Origin of the sequence: Paenibacillus thalictri (genome assembly GCF_004307995.1) — a bacterium.
GTDB lineage: Bacteria > Bacillota > Bacilli > Paenibacillales > NBRC-103111 > Paenibacillus_AF > Paenibacillus_AF thalictri.
In genome coordinates, this window is the sequence record NZ_SIRE01000019.1 from 198,983 (window position 1) to 220,129 (window position 21,147).

A 21,147-nucleotide genomic window follows, 5' to 3' on the forward strand; every position below is an offset into this window, starting at 1 on the left:
GCGCGATAGCTGTCGACCGCTAATCGAGTGCGACTACCATCGCGTGGCCGTCCAGCACCGTAACTCGCGTGCTCACATATCCGTCCTTGTACTCATATTCCAGCTCCGTTTCGTTTGGCGCCATATACACCCGGGACGGCGCTTGCGGGGTCCGGATGAACAGCGGCATGTTCACAAGCGGAAATGCATCTTCGACGATGTCGAGCTGCTCGGCTCTCCGCTCCGGGGAAAAGCTGAGCAGATGAACGACGGTAGCGCTCGCTGTGCGTACGACGGTCGTTTCCAGCTGGGAGGGACCGTCAGCCCGCACCAACGGCCGCTCCAGCAGCAGGTTGATGCAGTTGCCGAGCAGCTGGCGGTAGTTTGGCGCCGCATGTTTGCCGTAGGCCTCGAAGATCGGCACCGCAAACGTAATGACATGCCCGTTTTTCACGGCAGCGGCATACTCGCTGATGCGCTCCTCCGGCGTATAATCGTGGCCTGAGAAGCGGTCGAACTCCCTTTCGAAATACGGCTCTCCGATGGCGGCAAGCGTCTCCGCGCCAGGCTCCGGCATCATGCGAAAGCCCGGTTCATACATGACGTAGCCGTAGTCGGCCAAGTTTTGAGAAACCGGCGGCAAGGCGTGCAGGAACGTATGGCTGTACGGGCTCGGCCCGAGCACACGCACGCCTTGTTCCTTCAACACTGCTTCGTCGTCCTCGCCAAGCGCCGCAGGCCCGCTCAAGATCAAAGCTCCGCCTTGCTTCACGTAAGCTTCCAAGCGGCTTTTCAAAGCCTCGTCGATGCGAGTTGTCTCCGGCACAATCACCAGCTCATAGCCGTCCAGCCCGGCATCCGGCGGCACTACGTCAAACTGCTGGCGCAGCTGCTGCAGCGCCCGGGTAGCGCCTAGTCCCGCCGGCCCCGGACGGTCGCCGAGCTGCGGATGGACGAGCAGCGCAATTTGGCTCAGCAGCTTCCCGCCTTCCACATAAGGCTCGCACGCCTGAATATGCCGGTAGACGCGCCCGATGAGCGAATAGACGGCTTCGCTTGGCAGTCCTCTCGGATGCAGCAAATCCCCGACGCCGTTGGTCATGCCTTGGCTTAAAATTTGGCAGCACTCGTATTTCAGCGCCATTTCCGGTTTCAGCGACGTATTGTCCCCCCAGCTTTTGAAGAAACGGCCGGTATGGCTTAACGTCGGCAGCTGCAGCGGGCGCACGAACCTTGCCACATAAGGGAAATAAGCGTAACCCCAGCCGCCGGTCGGCAGCGCTTCGATTTCGACATGCCGCAAAAACTTCTTCTCTTCGGCCAGATTTGTTTTCGGACGGCTGTTGAACCAGATGCCCGCCGGCCGGTGCTTCCGCTGCGCTTCCTCGACCATGCCTCGGTAACGCGCCATGTATTCATGGGCAACCTCGCGGGCATACCGGGCGCGGTGCTCCTCCTTGCGCGGATCCAGCCCTTTGCGTGCCATCCCCTTTACCGCCCACACCGAACAGCTGGGCTGATCCCAGCACATGTCCATAAACACACCGTCCACCGGAGCAAAGCGATCCAGCACCTCTTGCAAAATATCTGCGAGAAAGTCCTGATATGGGCTGGACATGTCGAGAATTTGCCAGCCCGCCTTGAAGCGGCCCGCCCCCCGCTTGACCTGCTTCAGCTCGGCATCCAGCGCGATCCAGTCCGGGTGCTCGTTGGCGGCAAATTCGTTGCATTGTACGCTGAGATAAATCGGCGCGCGAATGCCGACCTTACGCAGCGCTTCCACCTGCTGTTCAAGCAGGTTCAGATTTCGCGGGAGTCCCGGATGGCGGGCCGGATGATCGGTATCGTAATACAAATGCCCATGGTGGCACATGGCAAATACGGTTACGCTGTCCACATGCGCCTCAAGAAACGTGCGCGCAAACTTATCGGGGTCGAATTCCGTCCCTACGTCGGGAATGTCCGGTCCTGTATGAAAATCGAGATGAATCGTCCGTTTCGGAAAATCGAGTAATTCGCTCACCAGCTGACTCCCCTTTGTACGGTTTATTTGAGCAGCCCCAGCCCGGTAATTGTTTTCTGCGCTTCGTCCATATAAGACTTGTATTTGAAATTATCCATCAGCGCCTTCACGAAAGCATCGTACTCTTCCAATGGCCGCTTGCCATAGATAAACTTCACCAGCTCTTCCTGCGTATACCGGCTGGCATCGGCATGATTATAACCGGTCGGAAAATCGACAAAACCGTTTAACGCTTGAATACGAGGCTGGTTTTTGGCGAATTCGATCGCCTTCTCGGAGCTTGGGAAACGTACGCGCAAATATTCGAATTCGTCCGGACGACCGGTAAATTGATAGTCCCATACGTAGCCGATATCGTTCAGCTTGTCGGTTTTGACGACCTTGCCGTTATCCAGATTGTAATGAACGCCTTTCACGCCGTATTGCACCAGCATGCTGCCGTCCTTGGAGGACACATAGTTGATTAAATCAAACACTTTCTTTAGCTTTTCCGGATTTTTTTCCACTCCCTTAGGAATGGCAAACATTTGATTGGTCGTGCCGATTTGCCAGGAGCCGTCAAACTGCCCGCCCGGCCCTTTCAAGGCCGGAACCTGCACCCACTGCGCTTTCGGATTGGCCGCTTTGATCTTTTCGATATGCTCGTCTTTAGCGAAGTCGGACCAGTTGATTTGCACAATGCCCGCTTGCCCTTGGTACGCCTTCTGCTGAATGACCGGCGCTCCAGAATTGGAGAACAATTCGCGATCCACACCGCCCGAGTCCACCAGCTTTTTGATGAAAGCAAGCGCATCTTTCATATTCGGATCCGTGAATGAATTCAGCAGCTTGTTATCCCGAATGTAAAAATCATGCGGCAATCCGACGCCGTAAGCCCCCAGCACCGGAGCAAACGTATTGAAGCCGACGCCGGTAAGCCCGTACGTATCCTTTTTCCCGTTTCCGTCCGGGTCCTTCTCGGTAAACGCCTTCATGACGTTGAGCAGTTCTTCCGGCGTCCCGGGCATCTTCAGCCCCAGCTGATCCAGCCAATCTTTGCGAATCCAATACGTGCTGTAGACGAATTGATTGGGGTTCGGAATGCCGTAATTTTTGCCGTAAGCGAGACCAAGCCGCATCGTTTCCGGGCCCAGCCAATCTTTGGTCTGCTTGAGTTCCTTTTCATAATATGGCGTCAAATCGAGCAGCAGGTTTTTCGAAGCAAAGCTGTTCAGCAAATCTTTGCTCACCCAGATCAAGTCCGGCACATTGCCGGAAGCCATCCGTACGTTGATCTGATTCGTATAATCGGCGGATGTCGTATACACGCTGAGATTTAAGTCAATGCCCAGCGCTTTGTCGAGCTCTTTTTTGATCGGATCGGCGTCCGGCGCCGGCAAAGCCGCGCCATTGCGGATTGCTTCAATTTTAACCGGCGAAGCAGGCGTCTTGGCGGTCGAGCTACTGCCCCCAGGTGCGGGACTCCCACCGCCGCATGCGGCAAGCAGTGCGGAAGCCCCAAGCATAACAGCCATAACAGAAGCCGTGTTGCGTTTCGTATTCATCATTACAGATCCCCTTTCCTCATCTTGAATCCCCTGATCATTACCTGCTGCAGCGCCACAAAGTCAACCTTTCACCGAACCAAGCAGCATCCCTTTGACGAAATGCCGCTGCAAAAACGGATACACCATAATGATCGGGACGCTGGCTACGACAACCGCCGCCATCTGCAGCGTTACGGTCGGCACGACATCCGTAGCCTCGCGCAGCGGTTCCTGGGTCATCAGCAAAATGTTGCGGACGACAAGCTGCAGCGGATACAACTTCTGATCGGTAATGTACATGACAGCCTGAAAAAACTGGTTCCAATGTCCAACCGCATAAAACAAACCTACGGTAACCATAACCGGCGCGGACAGCGGCAGCGCAATCTGCCAGACAATCCGGAACTCCTGCGCCCCGTCCATACGTGCAGATTCAAACAGTTCTTCCGGCAAATGTTCAAAAAAACTTTTGACGATCAGCACATTAAAGCTCCATACGGCCGTAGGGATGATTAAAGCCCAGATGGAGTCAAGCAGGCCGGTCATTTTAACAGCCAAGTAAGTCGGGATCAAGCCGCCGCTGAAAATGAGCGTAAACACAACATAGAGCAGAAAAAATCGGCGTCCCGGCAAATATTTGCGGCTGAGCGGATAAGCGAGCAGCGCGGTGAGCACAAGGTTGATCAGCGTGCCAACCGCCGTAACCGTCACGGTCACGCCAAACGCTCGCGGAATGGCCGGTTCGCTCAGCATCGACCGATAAGCCTCCAGCGTAAACGATTTGGGCAGCAAAATGAACCCGCCGTTTTTGATCACCTCGATGTAAGGGGTTAGCGATACCGATAGAACAAACAGCAGCGGGAATACCGCAGCGACCGCAACCAAGGCCAACAAAACGTAAGCCAGACCTCCGATGGCCAGATCTTCTTTGCTTTTACGCTGCGCGCCCCGGATGTTTACCATATGCCTTCCCCCCATTTACGCGCCAGGCGGTTCGCTCCGAGCACAAGCACAAAGCCGATCAGCGATTTGAACAAACCTACCGCCGCCCCCAAGCTGAAGTTTAATTGCTGGAGCCCGGTGCGATACACCCAAGTGTCGATAATGTCCGCCACCGGATAAACTTGAATGTTGTATAAAATGTAAATTTGATCGAAACCCGCATCCATAATATGTCCGAGCTTTAAGATCAGCAGCAGCACAATCACACTGCGAATCCCCGGGAGCGTAATATGCCAGATCATGCGTAACCTCCCGGCCCCGTCGACCCGTGCCGCTTCATAAAGCGTAGGATCGATCCCGGCCATCGCCGCCAAATAAATGATCGCCCCCCAGCCCAAGTTCTGCCATATCTCGGAACCTACAAGCACGGAGCGAAACCAGTCGGGCGAGGTAAGGAACGGAATCGTCGCCCCGCCGGCCTCTTGAATCCAGCGGTTGAACAAACCGGAATTTTCCGACAGCAGCGCCAGCAAAATCCCGTATATGATGACCCATGAAAGAAAATGCGGCATATAGCTCAGCGTCTGCACCAGCCGTTTAAACCAGCCGGTCTTGCATTCATTTAATGCCAGCGCCAGTATAATCGGCGGCAGCATGCCGAAAACCAGCTTATACAAACTGATGATAAACGTATTCCCTAACAGCTGCGTGAAATACGGCGATTCGTAAAAAAACTGGAAGTGTCCGTACCACGGCTCCATCCATGGGCTGCCGAGAATGCCGTCCGTGACGCTGAAGTTTTTGAAGGCGATCAGCAGTCCGTACATCGGCAAATAGCGGTATATCAAATAATAAATTAAAGCCGGCAGCATCATCAAATAAAGCGCTTTATATTTCCACAACGTGCGGCTGATTCCTGTCCGATGAACCCGGTACCGAACGGCGGAGACAGGTTTTGACGGTATGATTTTGTCCAATAGTCAGCTCCTCCCCTGCGGGGATCATGAAGCGGCGCCTCCGGAAAGCGTCCTTCTATCGTCATTATAAACGCCCCGCGAACCAAGCGGCATTCAAAATCGTACGAAAACGTGCTCTCTTCGACTTTTCTGCGCCAAACGGATTCCTCCTTGCCCCATCTTGTTTTATAATGACAGCAAAGCATGTGGCAAAAGGAGGAGCGGTGCGATGAAACGCGGCATCGAATTTATGAGCAAGTTAAGCATTTCCTGGAAAGTATTTCTCCTCGCCTTTCTGCTGGTTGAAAGCGTTATCCTGATTCTCGGATACACGTATTACGCCCGGTCCTCCGAGCTGCTCGTCACCTCCCAGAAGAAATACGCCGAACAGATGGTCAAGAAATCGGACGAATACCTTCAGACGAACCTGAAATATATTCAAGGATTTTTTCTGTCGATTGCCAACGATGCCCGCATTCACAGCGAAAATTCCGATACGTTAAAAAATTGGCTTGGCGCAAATCTGATTTATTACATTCCTAATGCGCAGCATCTGCATCTGCTTGAGCTGGAAACCGACCGCAGCGGCCGTGTGCTGTCGAGCACATCGCCTTACGCCTGGTTTTTGCTCGAAAACGACGAGTTTCTCGCTCAGATGGCTTCCGTGCAGGAAACGGACCATTTGTACTGGCTGGGGCCCTATTATTCTCCCGTATCGGAGCTCACCGTAACCGCAGCGCTGCGTATTGCTCCTGCGGAGCAAGGAAGCCCTTCCCGCTTACTGCTGCTCGACCTGAACTTAAGCAAGCTGTACTCGGCACTTTTTGCCGACAAATCTTCCGAGCTGCAAGGCAGCATGCTGCTGCTTAATTTAACAAACGAACCGGTGTACGGATCGCCGCCGCTGGTCGAATACGACGTATTTGCGCGAAAATACAAGTTCAGCAGCATCCCGCAACAATTGTTCGAATCCGGCTGGACCCAGAAATCGTGGGAGGGTCACTGGCTGATCCGCAGCCGGAATAACCCGCTCAGCTGGCAGGTGCTGATGATCGTGAACCAGCAGCAGCTGCTGATGCCGCTGCAAAACTTGAACTGGTTCGTATGGCTGCTTGGTCTGCTCTCGTTTCTTTTTGCGCTTGGCATTTCTTATACGATCAGCGTGTTCATCAGCAAGCCGATCGTCGCGATCTCCACGTTGATGAACCGGATGGACCTTACCCGGCTGGATGAACGGATTCGGCTTAAGCGCAGGGACGAACTGGGCATGCTTGCCCTTCATTTCAATCGGATGGCGCAGCGCATCAGCGATCTGATCGCCGAACTGAAAGCTACGGAGGAGCAGAAGAAACTGTCGGATTTCATTGCCATGCAATCGCAGATCCGTCCGCACTTTCTTTTTAATACGCTGAACACGATTGGCTTGGAAGCCCAATACGGCAATAACGGCAAGGTGCGCCGGCTTATCGCCTCGTTAACGGAGCAGCTTCAGTATATTTTGCATTCGACGCCCCGTCCCGTCACTTTCCGGGAAGAGCTGCAGGCGACGGAAAGATACATCGAGCTGATGATGGCCCGCTACGAAGGCGCTTTCGAGTTGGATATGGATATCGATCCGGGGACGCTCGGCAGCCTTGTGCCGAAATTCAGCCTGCAGCCGCTGATTGAAAATGCCATCTTCCATGGACTCGTGCCTGCCGAACTGCCGGGGACCTTGTTTATCAACACATCGCGCTCAGGCTCGGAATGGGAAATCCTCATCGAAGACGACGGCGTGGGCATGGCAAATGAAACATTGGACTCGCTGCTGGAACGGCTGGATATGGACGGGTCCGCTCCTGCCGCCACCTCAGGCTCCTCACGGATGAGCGGGATCGGTCTGCGCAACGTGCATGAACGGTTCAAGCTCATGTTCGGAGCCAAATACAAGCTGACGATAGAAAGTGAAAAGAGCGAAGGAACGCGAATCCGCATTCGGCTGCCTTTGGAGTGGGATGAAGCGGGAGCGAAACTATGAAGGAGGATCTACTCATGAGAACGATTTTGCTGGTCGATGACGAACCGAAAGTCCGCAGGCACCTGCGTACCGGCCTGCCTTGGCAGCAATGGGGCTACCGCATCACAGGTGAAGCTTCGAACGGAAAAGAAGCGCTGCAGCAATGCGGGCTGTCCGCCCCCGATATCGTCATGATTGACGTCACCATGCCTGTTATGGATGGGCTGGAGCTCTTGGGCGAACTGTCGCGGAAGTACCCGAATACCCGCAGTATCATCCTCACCGCCCATCAGGATTTCCATTACGCCAAGCAGGCCATGCAGCTCGGCGCGGTTGGTTATTTGTTAAAAACGCCGCTGGATGCGGAGGAAGTACGGTCCGTGCTGGAGCGTGCAGGCAAAGACGTCGACAAAGAGCGGTCGGCCCAGCAAAGCCAGCTCGCCCGCCAGCAACTGTTGAAAAGCTACCATTATCCGGTCAGACAAAAGTATTTCGAGCAGCTGCTGACTGGCTTGTACGCAACAGAAGATGAAATCATCCGGCAGGCGGACGTAATAGGTATCCATCTCCCGTTCGGCTCCTACACCTTGCTGCTGTGCCAAATGGATGAATTGATTGCCGAGGGTGCCCGGTATCCGGACAAAGATAGACCTTTGGTCGAGTTCAGCACGCTGGAGCTGGTGCGGGAAGCGCTTGACGAATCGGCAATCGGGCGCTATGAGCTGTTCCCAATCGCTTACGGTCAATTCATCATCCTATGTGACGCAGGCCGGACACCCGCTGCGGAAATTCGCAGCGGAATTATCCAGCTCGCCAGAGTGATGGCGGAACCGCTGCGCAAATTTATGAACATTCAACTAACCGTACTGGCCGGCGATTCCTATATGCATATCAAGCAAACCCGCTCCGTCTTCGCTGCTGTACGCAGCAAGCTGCCGGCCTTGTTTTACGTGTCGCGCCAATGCCCTGCTTTCACAAGCGAACTGCCGGCTTTGGGCACAATGCCCAAGGAGGAATGGAATCGCCTCGCAGCGTTATGGAAGGAACAAGCGACGGAAGGCGGGCCGCATCATGTAACAGCTTGGCTGCAGACTGCCGAAAAAACACTGCGCCTTCATCAACCTCATCCGGAACAGGTGCTTGCATGGCTGAACACCCTTGTGTCAAACGCGGCGGCGGCATGGCAAGGAACAAACAGCTTCGCGCGCACGCCTGATGCCAGCGATAACGAAACATCTCCTATTCCGGCGGGTTGCCTGCAGTTGGAGAAAACACTGCTGGCGGTTGCCCGCTGGTCCGACGTTTGGACCAAACGTCTGGCTTCTTCGGTAGAGGTACGCCCGGAGATCGCCGCTTGCCTCAAGTTTATCCGCGAGCATCTGCATGAAGATCTGTCCGTCGACGCCGTGGCCCAGCAGGCGCAGCTGAGCCCATCTTATTTAAGCCATCTGTTTAAAAAAGAAGTCGGCGCCACCGTAAACGATTATATTCTCGAGAAACGAATCGAGCAGGCCAAAGTGTATCTGACCAGCGGACAATACCTGAACTATGAGCTGATCGAAAAAATCGGCTTCCGCAGCTACTCATATTTTTGCAATGTGTTTAAGAAAAGCACCGGCATGACGCCCAACGAGTACAAACGGACACACAAGCCGTCCATTTCTTTGTAGCTTGCGGTTTTGAGATCCTTAAGACTTCGACTTCGATTTCGGCTACAGCTCAACCATAGCCTTGATTACCTTCGACTCCGGCTTTAACCAGCTTTCAAATTGGCCGATCATATCATCCAGAGAGGAACGGTGCGTAATGTAGGCATCCGCATCGATCCTGCCGCTGCGTACCGCTTCAAGCACCGTATCAAAATCTTCTTTGGTAGCGTTGCGGCTTGCCATCAGCGTAAGTTCGCGCCTGTGAAATTCGGGGTCGTTAAACACGATATCCGACTTGACCAGCCCGACAAACACGAGCGTACCGCCATGGGCGGCAAAGCCAAACGAATCGGTCATTGATTTTGCGCTGCCGGTCGCGTCAAACACGACGGTCGGCAAATCACCGCCGATGATTGCTGCCAGCTGCTCCAACGGCCGGTCAAGCGTATTCACCGTGTGCGCGCCCCCGGTCCAAGATCGGCTGAACGCAAGCCGCTCTTCATTGATGTCCATCACGATGACTTCCGCTCCGGCATATTGGGCAAACGACATCACGCCCAGCCCGATCGGCCCGCCTCCGATCACAAGCGCCTTATCCCCGGAACGCAGACCCGATCGCCGCACCGCATGGGCACCAATCGCCAGCGGTTCGATGATGGCCGTCTGATCGAGCGTTAGCCCTTCGGTTTTCACCAGATGAGTGACCGGAACGGCCAGCTTCTCCTTCATGCCCCCGTCGATATGGACGCCAAGCACCTTCATGTCCGTACAACAGTTGGTTTTTCCCCGGCGGCAAGCAATGCAGCTTCCACAGTGAAGGTATGGCATTACGCTGACCTGGTCCCCCGCCTTCAACCCCGATGCATCGGGATCGATTTGTTCTACGATGCCGGCGAGTTCGTGACCTAATATACGCGGATACGAAAAAAACGGCTGATTTCCTTTGTAAGCATGAAGATCCGTTCCGCAAATGCCGATTCGGCGGATACGGATGATCGCGTGTCCCGGCACGGGTACAGGCTCGGGCAGCTCTTTGAGCGCCAGCTTTTCCACTTGTTCGCAAACGATACCTTTCATGTCGATTCCTCCTTCATTCGGCGGAAGCCGTACCGTTATTGTAGCAGCCATTTTTTCGGTATATAATATTGAATATTTGCAAAATCATACTGGATTTTGATTATTTATCGAGAAGAAGCGATAAGAAGGTGCAGCTTGGTGCCCGTACGCAAAACTTTTTTCGAAGATCCCTTATTTCCTTTCGAATATGTCTATAAAGACACAAAAAGCCCGCAAAGCGAGCTGCCCGACCACCTTCATGACCGGCTGGAAATCGTTTATGTCTATTCGGGAACGGGAACTTTTTTTATCAACCGTTCCTTTTACGATATGAAAGCCGGCGATCTGTTCATCATTCCGGGCAACACGATCCACCGGGCGATTCCCGATCCGCAGCTTCCGGTCACGTCAACTGCTCTGTTCTTCGCCCCGATCCTGGCCGCACATGAGCCGTTGGGCGATACCTACTCCAGCCTGAGTATATTTGAGCAGGTCCGTAAACGTAAGTTTTACAAGCTGGAGACAAAACAGCCGTTTCAGTTGCAGCTTGAGGCGGTGCTGGGCGAAATTGACGAAGAACATCGGACCGGGCTTCCCGGATCACGCCACGCCATTATGCTGCTGCTGCAGCGTCTGCTCCTCCTTGCGAACCGTATGGCGCCGGCGGACGTACCTGGCGTTGTTCCAGACGTGCATCCCGGGCCGCCCTGGATAAAAGACAGCCTCCGCTATATCGACCGCCACCATGCCGATCACGATCTGGGCTTATCCGTATTGGCACGGCATGCATCCGTTACCCCGGCGCATTTTTCCCGCGTGTTCAAGCAGTTGACCGGCATGACGGTGACCGATTATATTCATGCCAAACGAATCGTCCGGGCCAAGGAGCTTCTGCTGGCTACCGATGACAGCATGGACCAAATCGCCTTTCGCTGCGGTTTCGAAAGTTTGCCTCATTTTCACCATGTGTTTAAAAGCTTGTCGGGTATTACCCCGGGGGTGTACCGCCGCGGCGGGCTTCAAACAGGACTTGCGGCACCGGATGAATAATCCGCAACCGTGCAAACCAAACGGCTGAACGTACTTCCCCACAACAAACCTATGCATCCGCTCTCTTTATTTACCTTTTGTTACGCCGCCAAGCTTCCATATTCAGCTCATTGTTCATGGCCATCGCCGCAAAAGCGCCCATCGAAGCTGCGGCAATCACCTGATAACGCTGGGTTGCCGCATCCCCGGCGCTATACACGCCTGCAACATTTGTTTTCCCAAATTCGTCGACGATGACGGTTCCCGCTTCCGTCACTTGGCATCCGATCGCCTGAGGCAAATCCGATCCCGTAACCAGCTGTGGTTTAAAAAAGATCCCCGTACACGGGAGTTGAGTCCCGTCTTCGAGAACGACCTGCCGCACCTTCCCTTCGTTCGAATCGATAGAACGAATCGGCGAATCAAATACAGGCACTTGGTGCCGGCGAAGCTCCTCGCGTTCAGCATCCGTCAGTTCATCCGGACCGTTGGTGCAAATAACAAATTGTTTGGTCCATCCGGATATTAAAGGGGCAAAGTGCATAAGCTCGGACCCCTTATTGATAATAACAAGCGGTTGATCCCGTAATTCCCAGCCATCGCAATACGGGCAGACAAAGGCGCTGCTCCCGTATACGTCAGCCAGTCCTGGAATGTCCAGCGGGCGATCCTTCATTCCGACGGCGAAGAGAATTTTTTTACTGGCAAAAGTTTGGCCTTGCACAGTCGTAATTTGAAAATAACCATCCTCCCCCGCAACGGACACGGCCATATCCGCAATAAACGAGACGGACGGATATGCCTCAATCTGTTCCTTCGCAATACGCCGAAACTCGGCCGGTTTTATTTTGTCGCGGGTAAGAAATCCATGGGATTCGTGAGTTACGGCATTGCGTGGACGGCCTTCATCAATCAGCGCCACATGTTTTCTGGCTCGCCCCAATACAAGAGCGGCGCTCAAACCTGCCGGGCCGCCGCCGATAATTGCAACGTCGAGAATTGATTTTTCCATGTGTTGTCATACCTCCGCCATCTGTTATTTGTTATTCCAGCTTACCTGCTGTACATCATCTGGTCGCGCAAACGAACAAGTACCTTGCCAAAACGGCCTCCCTGCTGCACTTCCACTTGGTCTGAAGCGTAATGGTCGTCCAAGTATTTTGCGACAATGCCGCGACTCCGATCATCCACCGGTAAACCAAACATTTTCAGCCAGTCGATCGCCTCTTGGAACGCCGTTTCTTTGGATACTATCGTAGATTTCATCTCCCGAGTGACCAGCGACTGATAAGCATACCCTTTAAGCAGCAGCAGATGGAGTAAATAAGCCATCTCCAAATGTTCGGTTTTCCGGGGCTGATCGGTAACCAAAGGCCAAATTTCATTAACCAGACTATGCTCTCTGGAGCCCACGGATAAACTCATATAACAAAACTCGCGGGCGCAGCCCAGCACCTTCTCCACACTTTCCCAATCGACAATAACCGGGCACATGGACACAAAAACGAAATCAAAAGCTTTATTCCATCCTTTTGCCTCGATATCAATGTTTTCGAACGGTTCAGCCACAATATCAACGGTTCCGTTTGTGATGCCCTTTATATTTTCTTTCAACAGTTCGACCAAAGGAAGACTCGATTCAACCGAGGTAACATGAGCGCCTCTTTCCGCAAACGGCACCGAAAATCCGCCCGATGCCGCTCCAATATCCAAAACGGTCTTTCCTTGGAACGTCACACCTTGGTCTTCAAGCCAATGGATAATTCGTTTCGCTCTTCGTCTTCCCTCTTCGTTAAAAGCCTGCTCGTTAAATGCCTTAGCCTTTTGGTCAAAAGTGTGCGCCGGATTGATCCCCGCTTTTTTCATCTTGTTGATTGCTGTGTGCGCATCGTTTTTCCAAGCTGTTTCCCATACGGCTTCGTTAAAAAGTTCATTTGTCATGCAATATATCTCCTTTTGCGAATCAGATTTTGAAAACAAATTTTCCCGCTAGCAGTGTCTGCATCCCACCTCCTTGAGTTAGTCAACCGCTGAGATAATTACCCTCATCCATTCGAAGATTTCAAAGACTCTTTATATCTATAATAAATCCAAAAAATACCCGGTTTTCACAGGGTAATCTTGAATTGCTTCGCCAGCTCCGACATTTTTTGCTTCTTCAAATACGTTTCCATTTCCTCTTCCGCGGATACCATCACCTTCTGGATCAAGCATTCTTCCCCATGGTTGAAATCACAATCAAATAAGGAAGCGGTGCCTTCGATCGCATGAATGATATCAAGAAACGATATGTCTTCCCAATTCCGCTTTAGTCTATAACCGCCATTCGCGCCCGAAGCGGATTCGATCATCCCCGCTTTGACCAGTTTGGTCAATATTTTGGATAAATACGTCGGCGAAACCTGCTGCCGGTCCGCCAACTGCTGAACACCCATATGTTTATCCGGGGGTGCCGCGACAAGAAAGAGCATGGTGTGCAAGGCATAATTAGTCGCTTTCGAAAACTTCATTGCTCAGTCCCCACCTCAATTAAAGACTTTATTTATCTACGATAACCTTTATCCTAATAGATGTCAAGATTATCGTTCCTATCGGTGTCATTTTTCACCCTTCCGGTGGGCATATTCGTCCAATAAACCTGGGGAAGATTGTTTCCGACCGGGATTGTCGCACACTTTCAAAACATCAAAAAAGCGGCTTTAGGTGCGCCGCGGCGCATTTTTAACTGGCACTGTTTTACATAGCGGACATTCCTATATATGTAAGATCAACTCATCATTCATTGAAAAAGCTTGATATCTCAAGCATGTAATCCAGGCTGCCAATCGTGTTGGCATCTCATCTATGAAGTCAGCCGTTTTTGCTTTACGTTGGTCGAATTCAAGCTTGCGGTACTGATGCAATCCCGGTAAGAGTAGGCTTGCCCGCTATCGTCATAACCGTAGATCACACCGACGGCTGCCGAAAACGTAAATGACTGGAAAGTCACCGGCGTCGACAACCGTTCGATGATGGGTTGGATGTCCTCGTGACTTCTGCGCGTAATCATGACAAACTCGTCGCCTCCGTAACGGCATACATAGTCCTGCTCCTCTGAAACTTCCCTAAGCAGGTTGGCGTAATGAATCAGCAAATCATCGCCGATAGCATGACCGTACTTCTTGTTTACAATGCCAAAATCGTTCAAATCGATGAAAAGCAGGTGGAAGGGGTTTCCCTCTCCCACCAAATATTCATGAATATATTCTATGTATTTGGAACGGTATAGATGGGTTAAAGGATCGATATAATTGCTGATCGTGCTTTTTAGCGTTTCACGGGTAACGATGCCTTCCACCGTCCTGCCGTCCTGGACGATGAGCCGTTCCACATTGTTCTGTTCCATCGTATGCAGCGCGCTGCCAATGAACATCGATTTGGGTATGGAGATCGGGTTATGCGTCATGGCATCGGCTACGATTCGATTCGGGTGAGCTGAACGGATGTCCTTCGAAGTAATGATCCCTATGACTTCCCCTTCATCTACGACGACGAGAGAGCCGATTCTCAGCTCATTCATAAGATCTGCGGCATGCCTCACGCTTTTACCGGAAGTGATGCTGCATACTTTGTCCGACATAACCTGTTCAACTTTCATTGAAGCTCCACCTCTCGTTGTATTGAGACTGTAATCTTCAACTCCGCTCTTAATACCATGGATTCGTTAATAAGCCGGTCCGCTTCCTCTAAAATAATTTCAAGCAGCAAATGCTTATCCAGCATCTCGAGCAGCGATTTACGTATTAATACCCCTTCCACCTTCGGATGATCTATCTTAAGAATGGAGAATTGCTCGGGAGACAACGCTTCGGCCATTCTCCTGACCGCTTCGGGTCCGATCGGCGCCCGCTTGCCTATAATTAGCAAATCCTGCATCGGCGGCATTTCAAATTCCGTCATTTTCATGGATAAACTCGCTCTGCGAGAGTAATTCATTTGATTAGTAGCCATCATAAACTTCCTTTACAAAATAGGATTAACAAACACAAGTTCTTCCAAAGGCTGGGGTTTCGCAAATAAATAGCCTTGCCCGTAAATAACGCCCATTTGCTCCAGCAACTGAAACTGCCGCTCATTTTCGATGCCTTCAACGATTAATTTAGAGGAGCCGCTGCTGCAAAATTCCGCCAACACCCGAATAATCCGCTGCTTGTTCGGCGAAACCTCGATACCGTGTGTAAAATATTTGGACAACTTGATATAGTCAGGCTCGAAATCAACCAGCTGCTTCAAAGAAATCGCACCTTCGCCCACATCGTCAAACGCGATAAGGATCGCTTTTTTTTGCAATACGCTCAGAATACCGCTGTCCAGCAGCTCCTTCCATCGGGAAAATTCCTCTATGGCCTCATTGATCTCAAATACAATGTCCAAGTTGGTGTTCGATCTTTGACGGACAATTTTCTCCAGAAATGCATGAAATTCATCATGCAGCAAAGTCGATGGATATATATTAACGAACAACTGATTTTTAGGTTTTCCTGACATCACTTCGCTAAACTGACTGACAGCCTTTACAAGAGATTGCGTATCCAAATCAAATAAACGGTCCTCTCGCCGGGCATTCTCAAACAGCTGCTCCGGATTGCCTTTGCTGCTTCTGATCAGCGCCTCAAAACCTAGTATTTCCCGGTTTTCCATATAGACAATAGGCTGGTATACATGTGTGAAAGAACAATTTGATTCTACAAAAGACATTGTCAATATTCCTTTCTTCCTAATCATAAGGCGCGTGATATTGCTATAATTTTCTAGCATCAAACTAATTTTAAATGAAATCGCTAATCAAATCCAGCAAACCCTTGCATATATCGACATTTTATTACATATCTTAGGATTTCGGGGATTTCCTCGTTATTTTCTCTCTCGAATCAAGGGTCCATCGGTCCTATAAACGTCTCACCCTGAACATGTTGACTGTACGACAAAAAAGCCATACGGACTGACCGTTATGGTTTAGGAAATATCGAATCGTCCTACTAATATACAAGAAATCTCCGACTTTATATTGATGAGTCCGGTCTTTCTTACAGAAATAAACCTGGCTTTCCCTGCGGTCAACCGGACTGCTTAGAATTATGCTATGATATAAGAATCAGAACTTGTGCGGATTCTTCAAAAAAGGGGATGTTTTTGGTTACCATCATTACCACAGCAACTGCCATGAAGTGCTCGGGATCATGTATGGTTCCGCAACCCTTCACATTGGCGGCGACTCGGGCCAAGAAGTGAAAGTTCATGCCGGCGACGTAATCGTTCTTCCGGCAGGAACCGGACATAAACGGCTGAATGCGAGTGCGGATTTTCAAGTCGTTGGCGCATATCCGGGCGGGATGAGCTATGATTTAAAAACCGGGAGACCCGACGAACGCCCCCATGCGCTGTGCGATATCCAAAAAGTCCCATTTCCCGATTTAGACCCGGTGTACGGCACTCATGGCCCTTTAGTTGATGAATGGAAGATGGATGGCGGTTGATAGAGTCAATCGTTCTGTTTCATCTTGGTGCTTGCCGCGGTGTGCGCCAATTCATTTCACTAGGTCGACGTTTCATGGGTGTTATGTAAAAGCAACAGCTACCTAAGTGATCTTGCAGGACTGTTTATTCTCCACCCCTTGTTAGTTACATATTTGTATTCAATTTGAATTTCGTTTGCAGGAGAATCATCACCAAATACCGGCACATTAAATTTGTATACAACCGTCTCTTCATCGCCGCTCTTGATCGTTCCATTAGCCCTTGACCAGTCATTTATCGAACCCCAACCGACTTTTTGATATGACAGTCTGTTATTCATAACAATGACCACGGATTCGATCAACTTCTTCGCTATATCATGGGTAAATGTCTCTTCAAGGTATGGGTACATTTTTTCATAAGTATCTAGATCTGAACAAAAATAGTAATATCCCTCCGCATTAGCCGGCGTATTTCTCTCTACCTGATCACATGCACTACCGCCATCAATAAACGTGCTTAAACGCTCTAATCCTTCCGATCTTAAGTTTAATGCAAGTTCTTGGCTTAATTGATGTACCGGCTGATTTGCATCTGTGCCGGTTACTATATTGTGCAATAGTAATATGAGGACTAGGAATATATTCACAAAATTCATCCTTTCAGAGAATTGGTTAGATTCATTTAACCAAATTTAAGGCTGCTAGGGATGGGCTCGACAGACTTAACCTTCAGGGTCGTCTGCCTGCTCCCGCTTCCCCCGAAATATCTCTGACAGACAACCCCCCCTGCAGGTGCCGATTTTCTTTTAGGTATTTTCAGACAATTCTTTAATGTGATTCATAACTCTGATATGCACATTGCTAATGATGCTTTGAGTCCATAAATCAAAATAAAATGATGGTTTGATTTTAAGATCATACCAACTATTTCCAATTAAAGTTGTGGTGCCGTCCCCATTATCTTGAAGCAAAAACTGTCCTCTAATCAGGTTCAAATGTCCCAATATCTCAGGGTCATCAGGTTGCTTCGTAATATCAAAAGTCAACTTCAAATTAGGTTCGTACTCAACGATTTTCTCATCAAAAACGATGCCGTTACTAAAAATGCACTTGCGTTCGGCTCCTAAATAACTTCCTTCAGCAGTTGACTGCAATGGGCTTGGAAGACCTAGTTGGAACAACCAAAACTTTGGCTCGTCTTCAATCGGAGGAAAAGAAACTACATGCTGCCATACGGTCTGAGGACTCGCATTAATCACGATGCGATCTGCTACAAGGTCATTAGAAGGAGCTGCGGTAATCATATTTACAAGAAACATACTGGATAATGCCGCTAATATACTAATATTGAGAGTATGTTTGTTGCTGTTAAACATAAATTTCCCACACAGAATACCAGCCATAATAAACAAATAAATCAAAGGAGACACGATTACAATACAGATAACTCCTTCGCCCATAAAAAAGAAACTAACCGCTACAACGACGATTAAATTCAAAAAGCCGTATCCAAATGAAGGACCCGCTGAAATTTTATGCCGCCTCCAAAAGTAAGAATTAATAATACCCACAATCATGGGGAGAAGTACAAATTCGGAAAGTACCAGGAATCCTTCAATACCTTTAATAACGTTTATGATGTAATATGTTACGCCCACACAAACCAATGCAAAAATATTTGAAATTAGAATACCTTTGATTATATCCTTCGCTCTCTCGCTCATCCTACGTCTCCTTCTCGTCATTGTTCTCGGATTTATTCATCCCAAAAACCCTACGGCAGCTTCGAATGTTTACCGCAGCTATTAGATTCGAGTGATGTCCCGCGGCGCGGAAACCGTTTCCTTGTGTTACTTCGACAGATAAATTTCCGCTTAGATACTTCGGTATAAATACCTTGTCAGCGGATGTTACCTCTAGGCTTGCTTTGAATTGAAATCCCAACACGGATTATGCCCTCATGATGAAATTCAATTATTCTATTCATATCCCAATTTACAATCCATGTATTTGAACCAACTTGGTTTTTTCAATTTTAGTTTTCCATGTTTTCACATCATAAAAGACCGGCTTAGCAAATTCATATACGTCCCTTGTGTTCACAAACCTGAGAACCACCTTAAGGAGACCCATAAAGATCAAAGCAAAGCGGCGAATCGGAATCGACCGCGACACGGTTAGGTTCGGAGGGTTGTTTGCCTGATACTACTCCCCCCGAATCAACTTCGGGCAGAGTAAGGGCCGTATGACCCGCAGCGTAAATACGGTGTAATATGACGTCTATGGGGTCTCTGGTCATCATTGATTACTCTAAAAAATGTTCAATGTTGGCTTCTTTAAATATATTATTTGATCTGCTATTTCCTTTATATGTTTTTCATTACTTACTGGTATTATTACCGTTCCGCCGTGCTCCCTGATGCTTTCAATATATTTTTGATTTTCTTTGGATAATACGTGAACTATAAATTGTGGTTCTAACCAAGGGTAACAAAATAACTCTTTTTGATATGCCACACCAATCGCCATAGATGCTCGCCAAACTTCTCCACTCTGTCATATAACGCCTCTTGTATTCAAAAATCCTCATTGGCTTAAGGGTAGAGTCCGAAAGGACTTAGCTGGCAGCAGCGGGAGTATGATGATATGAGAACTTATTTGACTAGCCCCAAAAAATCCCTGTATTATCCTTATCCACGATGTTTAATTGTTTTTCAAAATTTTCATTTGGCTCTATCTCTTCTACATAATGCCATTTTTCTTTACTGTCTCTCCAATAGACTTTCCATTTCCCTTGATCCAACCTAAATTGTGCAATCGCCAACTGAACCCACTCATCACTTCGAAATGCAGGTCTTTCTTCTACTAACGTAATATTATTTCCCCTTATTTTATAGGTCATTTTTATTTGGTTTTGTACATGTTTTGGAACTTTATTCTGTGTATAATTATCCATAATTTTTATGATTCTTACTTTTGTAAAATCATCCATCATCGTTTCCCCCATGTTCAGCAAGTTAAAAGAGCTTTTGTAGTATTTAAGGTATTGCAATAATCTCTCATTACGTTCTTGTATTCAAGAATCCGTCGGCCGCGGCGAAGTTAGGTTCGCAGGATTGTCCGCCTGCCTCCGCTCACCGAATTATCTTCTGCGGACCATGGCTCCGCCAGGAGCCGCAGCGTGAATACGGTGTTAGATGAAATTCTATCTCTTCCTAGAAAAGCCTAAAAAATCTGCAAACATTATTGCAGACGTTCCAACTCTAAGTTAAATAAATCAATGATAAATTTACCTTCCAGCAGGATATCCAGACCCAATAATCCATTGATGTTATGAAATTTAAATGATGTAAAATCTAACTCCACGTTTTCTATTAAATAATCTCCAAGTGTAATGGACTCTACAGTTTTAATAAAGGCGTGTTCTTCTCCACCAATTCCAAAACTCGTAATAAAATGATCCTCTTTAGTTGCCTTTATATTAATATCATCTACTGCTTCTTGCGAAATTAAAGTATGACTAGCTCCCGTATCTATCACAATATTTTCAATCTGCTTACTTCTTCCATTAAATTCAATTGTTATCTCTGTAAACAGGAGACCATCTCGATAGGCTAACTTCATCTATAAGAATTTCCTTAACCCAATGTTTCTTCTAATAATTACCTCAACTTTTTCCTTCGATGTATGATATACAAGCGTTCTGTTTCTACAATTCAATAGTTCGCGAGTAGCATTCTCATCACTTACAGGACCAATTAAAGCCATTTCATCAATTATCTCCTTGTCTTCTTCTTCAAAGGAATGCAAAATTTCAAATTTCACAAATTGATCTGGATAAATGTTTTGAACTTCTTGCCATTTCACATGTAATCCCTCCCAAAATGCTTTAAATTTATTGTATCATTTATTTTTTATAAATCCCTAGATAGAGTTTTACCTAACGTCCTCTGTATTCACGAACCCGAGAACCTTAAGGCAGCTTGCTGCCGGCCGCGACACGGTTAGGTTCGCAGGAATGTCCGCCTGATTTCACTTCCTCGATTTGGGTCTGTCAAGATCTTTGTGTAAACTCATTTAAAAAGATTTCTCCCCGAGGGGAGAAAAAATTTTCAACGTAAAAATTGGCCGATGCGGTCGGGAAAGAAAACTGAAAGCTGAAGCAAAATTTGCCCCCAATTTTGCACCCGGCCCGTCCATTTACGAACGACGTCCATGGTCGCCAGATAAAGCATTTTTAGCAAAGCCTCGTCTGTTGGGAAGATACTTTTCCCTTTTGTGACCTTACGAAGCTGGCGGTGATAGCTCTCAATCATATTCGTGGTGTAGATAAGTTTCCGAAGCTCCGGCGGGTACTTGAAGAAGGTGGCCAGCTCATCCCAGTTCGATCGCCAGGAACGGACGATCAAAGGATACTTACTACCCCAAGCCTCTTCAAATTGGTCCAGTTCTAGCAAAGCCGCTTCTTCCGTTGCCGCTTTGTAAATGGGTTT

At 49.1% G+C, this 21,147-nt stretch carries 22 protein-coding genes; 4 read left to right on the forward strand and 18 right to left on the reverse strand.

Annotated elements, in window-relative coordinates:
- Window positions 1-19 precede the first annotated feature (19 nt).
- Genes EYB31_RS25490 through EYB31_RS25505 form a run of 4 tightly spaced genes read right to left on the reverse strand, consistent with a single transcriptional unit; the run spans window position 20 to window position 5,345 of the window.
- Entirely contained in the window at window positions 20-2,002 is a 1,983-nt protein-coding gene (locus EYB31_RS25490) for an alpha-amylase family protein (protein WP_131016247.1), read from the reverse strand.
- Window positions 2,003-2,025: 23 nt separating this feature from the next.
- Window positions 2,026-3,549, reverse strand: a complete 1,524-nt coding sequence (locus EYB31_RS25495; protein ID WP_240762844.1) for an extracellular solute-binding protein — start codon at window positions 3,547-3,549, stop codon at window positions 2,026-2,028.
- A 60-nt stretch (window positions 3,550-3,609) separates the two neighbouring features.
- On the reverse strand, window positions 3,610-4,491 hold the full coding sequence (locus EYB31_RS25500) for a carbohydrate ABC transporter permease (protein WP_131016248.1): 882 nt from the start codon (window positions 4,489-4,491) through the stop codon (window positions 3,610-3,612).
- On the reverse strand, window positions 4,485-5,345 hold the full coding sequence (locus EYB31_RS25505; protein ID WP_131016284.1) for an ABC transporter permease: 861 nt from the start codon (window positions 5,343-5,345) through the stop codon (window positions 4,485-4,487). Before EYB31_RS25505 ends, EYB31_RS25500 begins: the two co-directional genes overlap by 7 nt.
- Before the next feature lie 310 nt (window positions 5,346-5,655).
- Between EYB31_RS25505 and EYB31_RS25510 the strand changes: the two genes are divergently transcribed.
- Window positions 5,656-7,443, forward strand: a complete 1,788-nt coding sequence (locus tag EYB31_RS25510) for a sensor histidine kinase (protein WP_131016249.1) — start codon at window positions 5,656-5,658, stop codon at window positions 7,441-7,443.
- A 14-nt stretch (window positions 7,444-7,457) separates the two neighbouring features.
- Complete coding sequence (locus EYB31_RS25515; RefSeq protein WP_165452613.1) at window positions 7,458-9,092, forward strand: response regulator transcription factor; 1,635 nt, start codon at window positions 7,458-7,460, stop codon at window positions 9,090-9,092.
- Between the two features lie 42 nt (window positions 9,093-9,134).
- Here the strand turns inward: EYB31_RS25515 and EYB31_RS25520 are convergent, their stop codons facing one another.
- Window positions 9,135-10,148, reverse strand: coding sequence for a zinc-binding alcohol dehydrogenase family protein (locus tag EYB31_RS25520; protein ID WP_131016251.1), 1,014 nt, complete (start codon window positions 10,146-10,148; stop codon window positions 9,135-9,137).
- 138 nt (window positions 10,149-10,286) lie between these two features.
- Between EYB31_RS25520 and EYB31_RS25525 the strand changes: the two genes are divergently transcribed.
- Window positions 10,287-11,177: an AraC family transcriptional regulator gene (locus EYB31_RS25525; protein ID WP_240762846.1), complete on the forward strand. Its 891-nt coding sequence runs from the start codon at window positions 10,287-10,289 to the stop codon at window positions 11,175-11,177.
- A 70-nt stretch (window positions 11,178-11,247) separates the two neighbouring features.
- Here the strand turns inward: EYB31_RS25525 and EYB31_RS25530 are convergent, their stop codons facing one another.
- The 6 genes from EYB31_RS25530 to EYB31_RS25555 all read right to left on the reverse strand — a co-directional run bounded on the left by EYB31_RS25530 (window position 11,248) and on the right by EYB31_RS25555 (window position 15,953).
- A complete protein-coding gene (locus EYB31_RS25530; protein WP_131016252.1) occupies window positions 11,248-12,168 on the reverse strand; it encodes an NAD(P)/FAD-dependent oxidoreductase in 921 nt (306 codons plus the stop codon).
- A 41-nt stretch (window positions 12,169-12,209) separates the two neighbouring features.
- Window positions 12,210-13,097 carry a class I SAM-dependent methyltransferase gene (locus EYB31_RS25535; RefSeq protein ID WP_131016253.1) on the reverse strand — a complete coding sequence of 296 codons (888 nt, stop codon included), beginning with the start codon at window positions 13,095-13,097 and terminating at the stop codon, window positions 12,210-12,212.
- Window positions 13,098-13,264: 167 nt separating this feature from the next.
- Window positions 13,265-13,666 carry an Rrf2 family transcriptional regulator gene (locus tag EYB31_RS25540; protein WP_131016254.1) on the reverse strand — a complete coding sequence of 134 codons (402 nt, stop codon included), beginning with the start codon at window positions 13,664-13,666 and terminating at the stop codon, window positions 13,265-13,267.
- A 332-nt stretch (window positions 13,667-13,998) separates the two neighbouring features.
- Entirely contained in the window at window positions 13,999-14,793 is a 795-nt protein-coding gene (locus EYB31_RS25545; protein WP_131016255.1) for a CBS domain-containing protein, read from the reverse strand.
- Complete coding sequence (locus EYB31_RS25550; RefSeq protein ID WP_240762848.1) at window positions 14,790-15,131, reverse strand: hypothetical protein; 342 nt, start codon at window positions 15,129-15,131, stop codon at window positions 14,790-14,792. Before EYB31_RS25550 ends, EYB31_RS25545 begins: the two co-directional genes overlap by 4 nt.
- A 27-nt stretch (window positions 15,132-15,158) precedes the next feature.
- A complete protein-coding gene (locus tag EYB31_RS25555; RefSeq protein WP_131016257.1) occupies window positions 15,159-15,953 on the reverse strand; it encodes an EAL domain-containing protein in 795 nt (264 codons plus the stop codon).
- 344 nt (window positions 15,954-16,297) lie between these two features.
- On the opposite strand from EYB31_RS25555, the gene EYB31_RS25560 reads away from it, so the two are divergent.
- Window positions 16,298-16,672, forward strand: coding sequence for a cupin domain-containing protein (locus EYB31_RS25560; RefSeq protein ID WP_131016258.1), 375 nt, complete (start codon window positions 16,298-16,300; stop codon window positions 16,670-16,672).
- 98 nt (window positions 16,673-16,770) lie between these two features.
- On the opposite strand, the gene EYB31_RS25565 is transcribed toward EYB31_RS25560, so the two are convergent.
- The 7 genes from EYB31_RS25565 to EYB31_RS25595 form a co-directional block, all read right to left on the reverse strand.
- Window positions 16,771-17,310 carry a DL-endopeptidase inhibitor IseA family protein gene (locus EYB31_RS25565; RefSeq protein WP_131016259.1) on the reverse strand — a complete coding sequence of 180 codons (540 nt, stop codon included), beginning with the start codon at window positions 17,308-17,310 and terminating at the stop codon, window positions 16,771-16,773.
- A 150-nt stretch (window positions 17,311-17,460) separates the two neighbouring features.
- Window positions 17,461-18,378, reverse strand: a complete 918-nt coding sequence (locus EYB31_RS25570) for an SRPBCC family protein (protein WP_131016260.1) — start codon at window positions 18,376-18,378, stop codon at window positions 17,461-17,463.
- 586 nt (window positions 18,379-18,964) lie between these two features.
- Window positions 18,965-19,183: a hypothetical protein gene (locus EYB31_RS25575; RefSeq protein WP_131016261.1), complete on the reverse strand. Its 219-nt coding sequence runs from the start codon at window positions 19,181-19,183 to the stop codon at window positions 18,965-18,967.
- A 133-nt stretch (window positions 19,184-19,316) separates the two neighbouring features.
- A complete protein-coding gene (locus EYB31_RS25580) occupies window positions 19,317-19,661 on the reverse strand; it encodes a DUF3024 domain-containing protein (RefSeq protein ID WP_240762850.1) in 345 nt (114 codons plus the stop codon).
- 236 nt (window positions 19,662-19,897) lie between these two features.
- A complete protein-coding gene (locus tag EYB31_RS25585; protein ID WP_131016262.1) occupies window positions 19,898-20,278 on the reverse strand; it encodes a retropepsin-like aspartic protease in 381 nt (126 codons plus the stop codon).
- The gene (locus EYB31_RS25590) at window positions 20,279-20,521 is read right to left on the reverse strand and encodes a hypothetical protein (protein ID WP_131016263.1); all 243 of its coding nucleotides are present in this window, start codon (window positions 20,519-20,521) and stop codon (window positions 20,279-20,281) included.
- A gap of 245 nt (window positions 20,522-20,766) precedes the next feature.
- The coding region (locus EYB31_RS25595) for a transposase (RefSeq protein ID WP_170318268.1) at window positions 20,767-21,147 on the reverse strand (381 nt) is incomplete at its 5' end.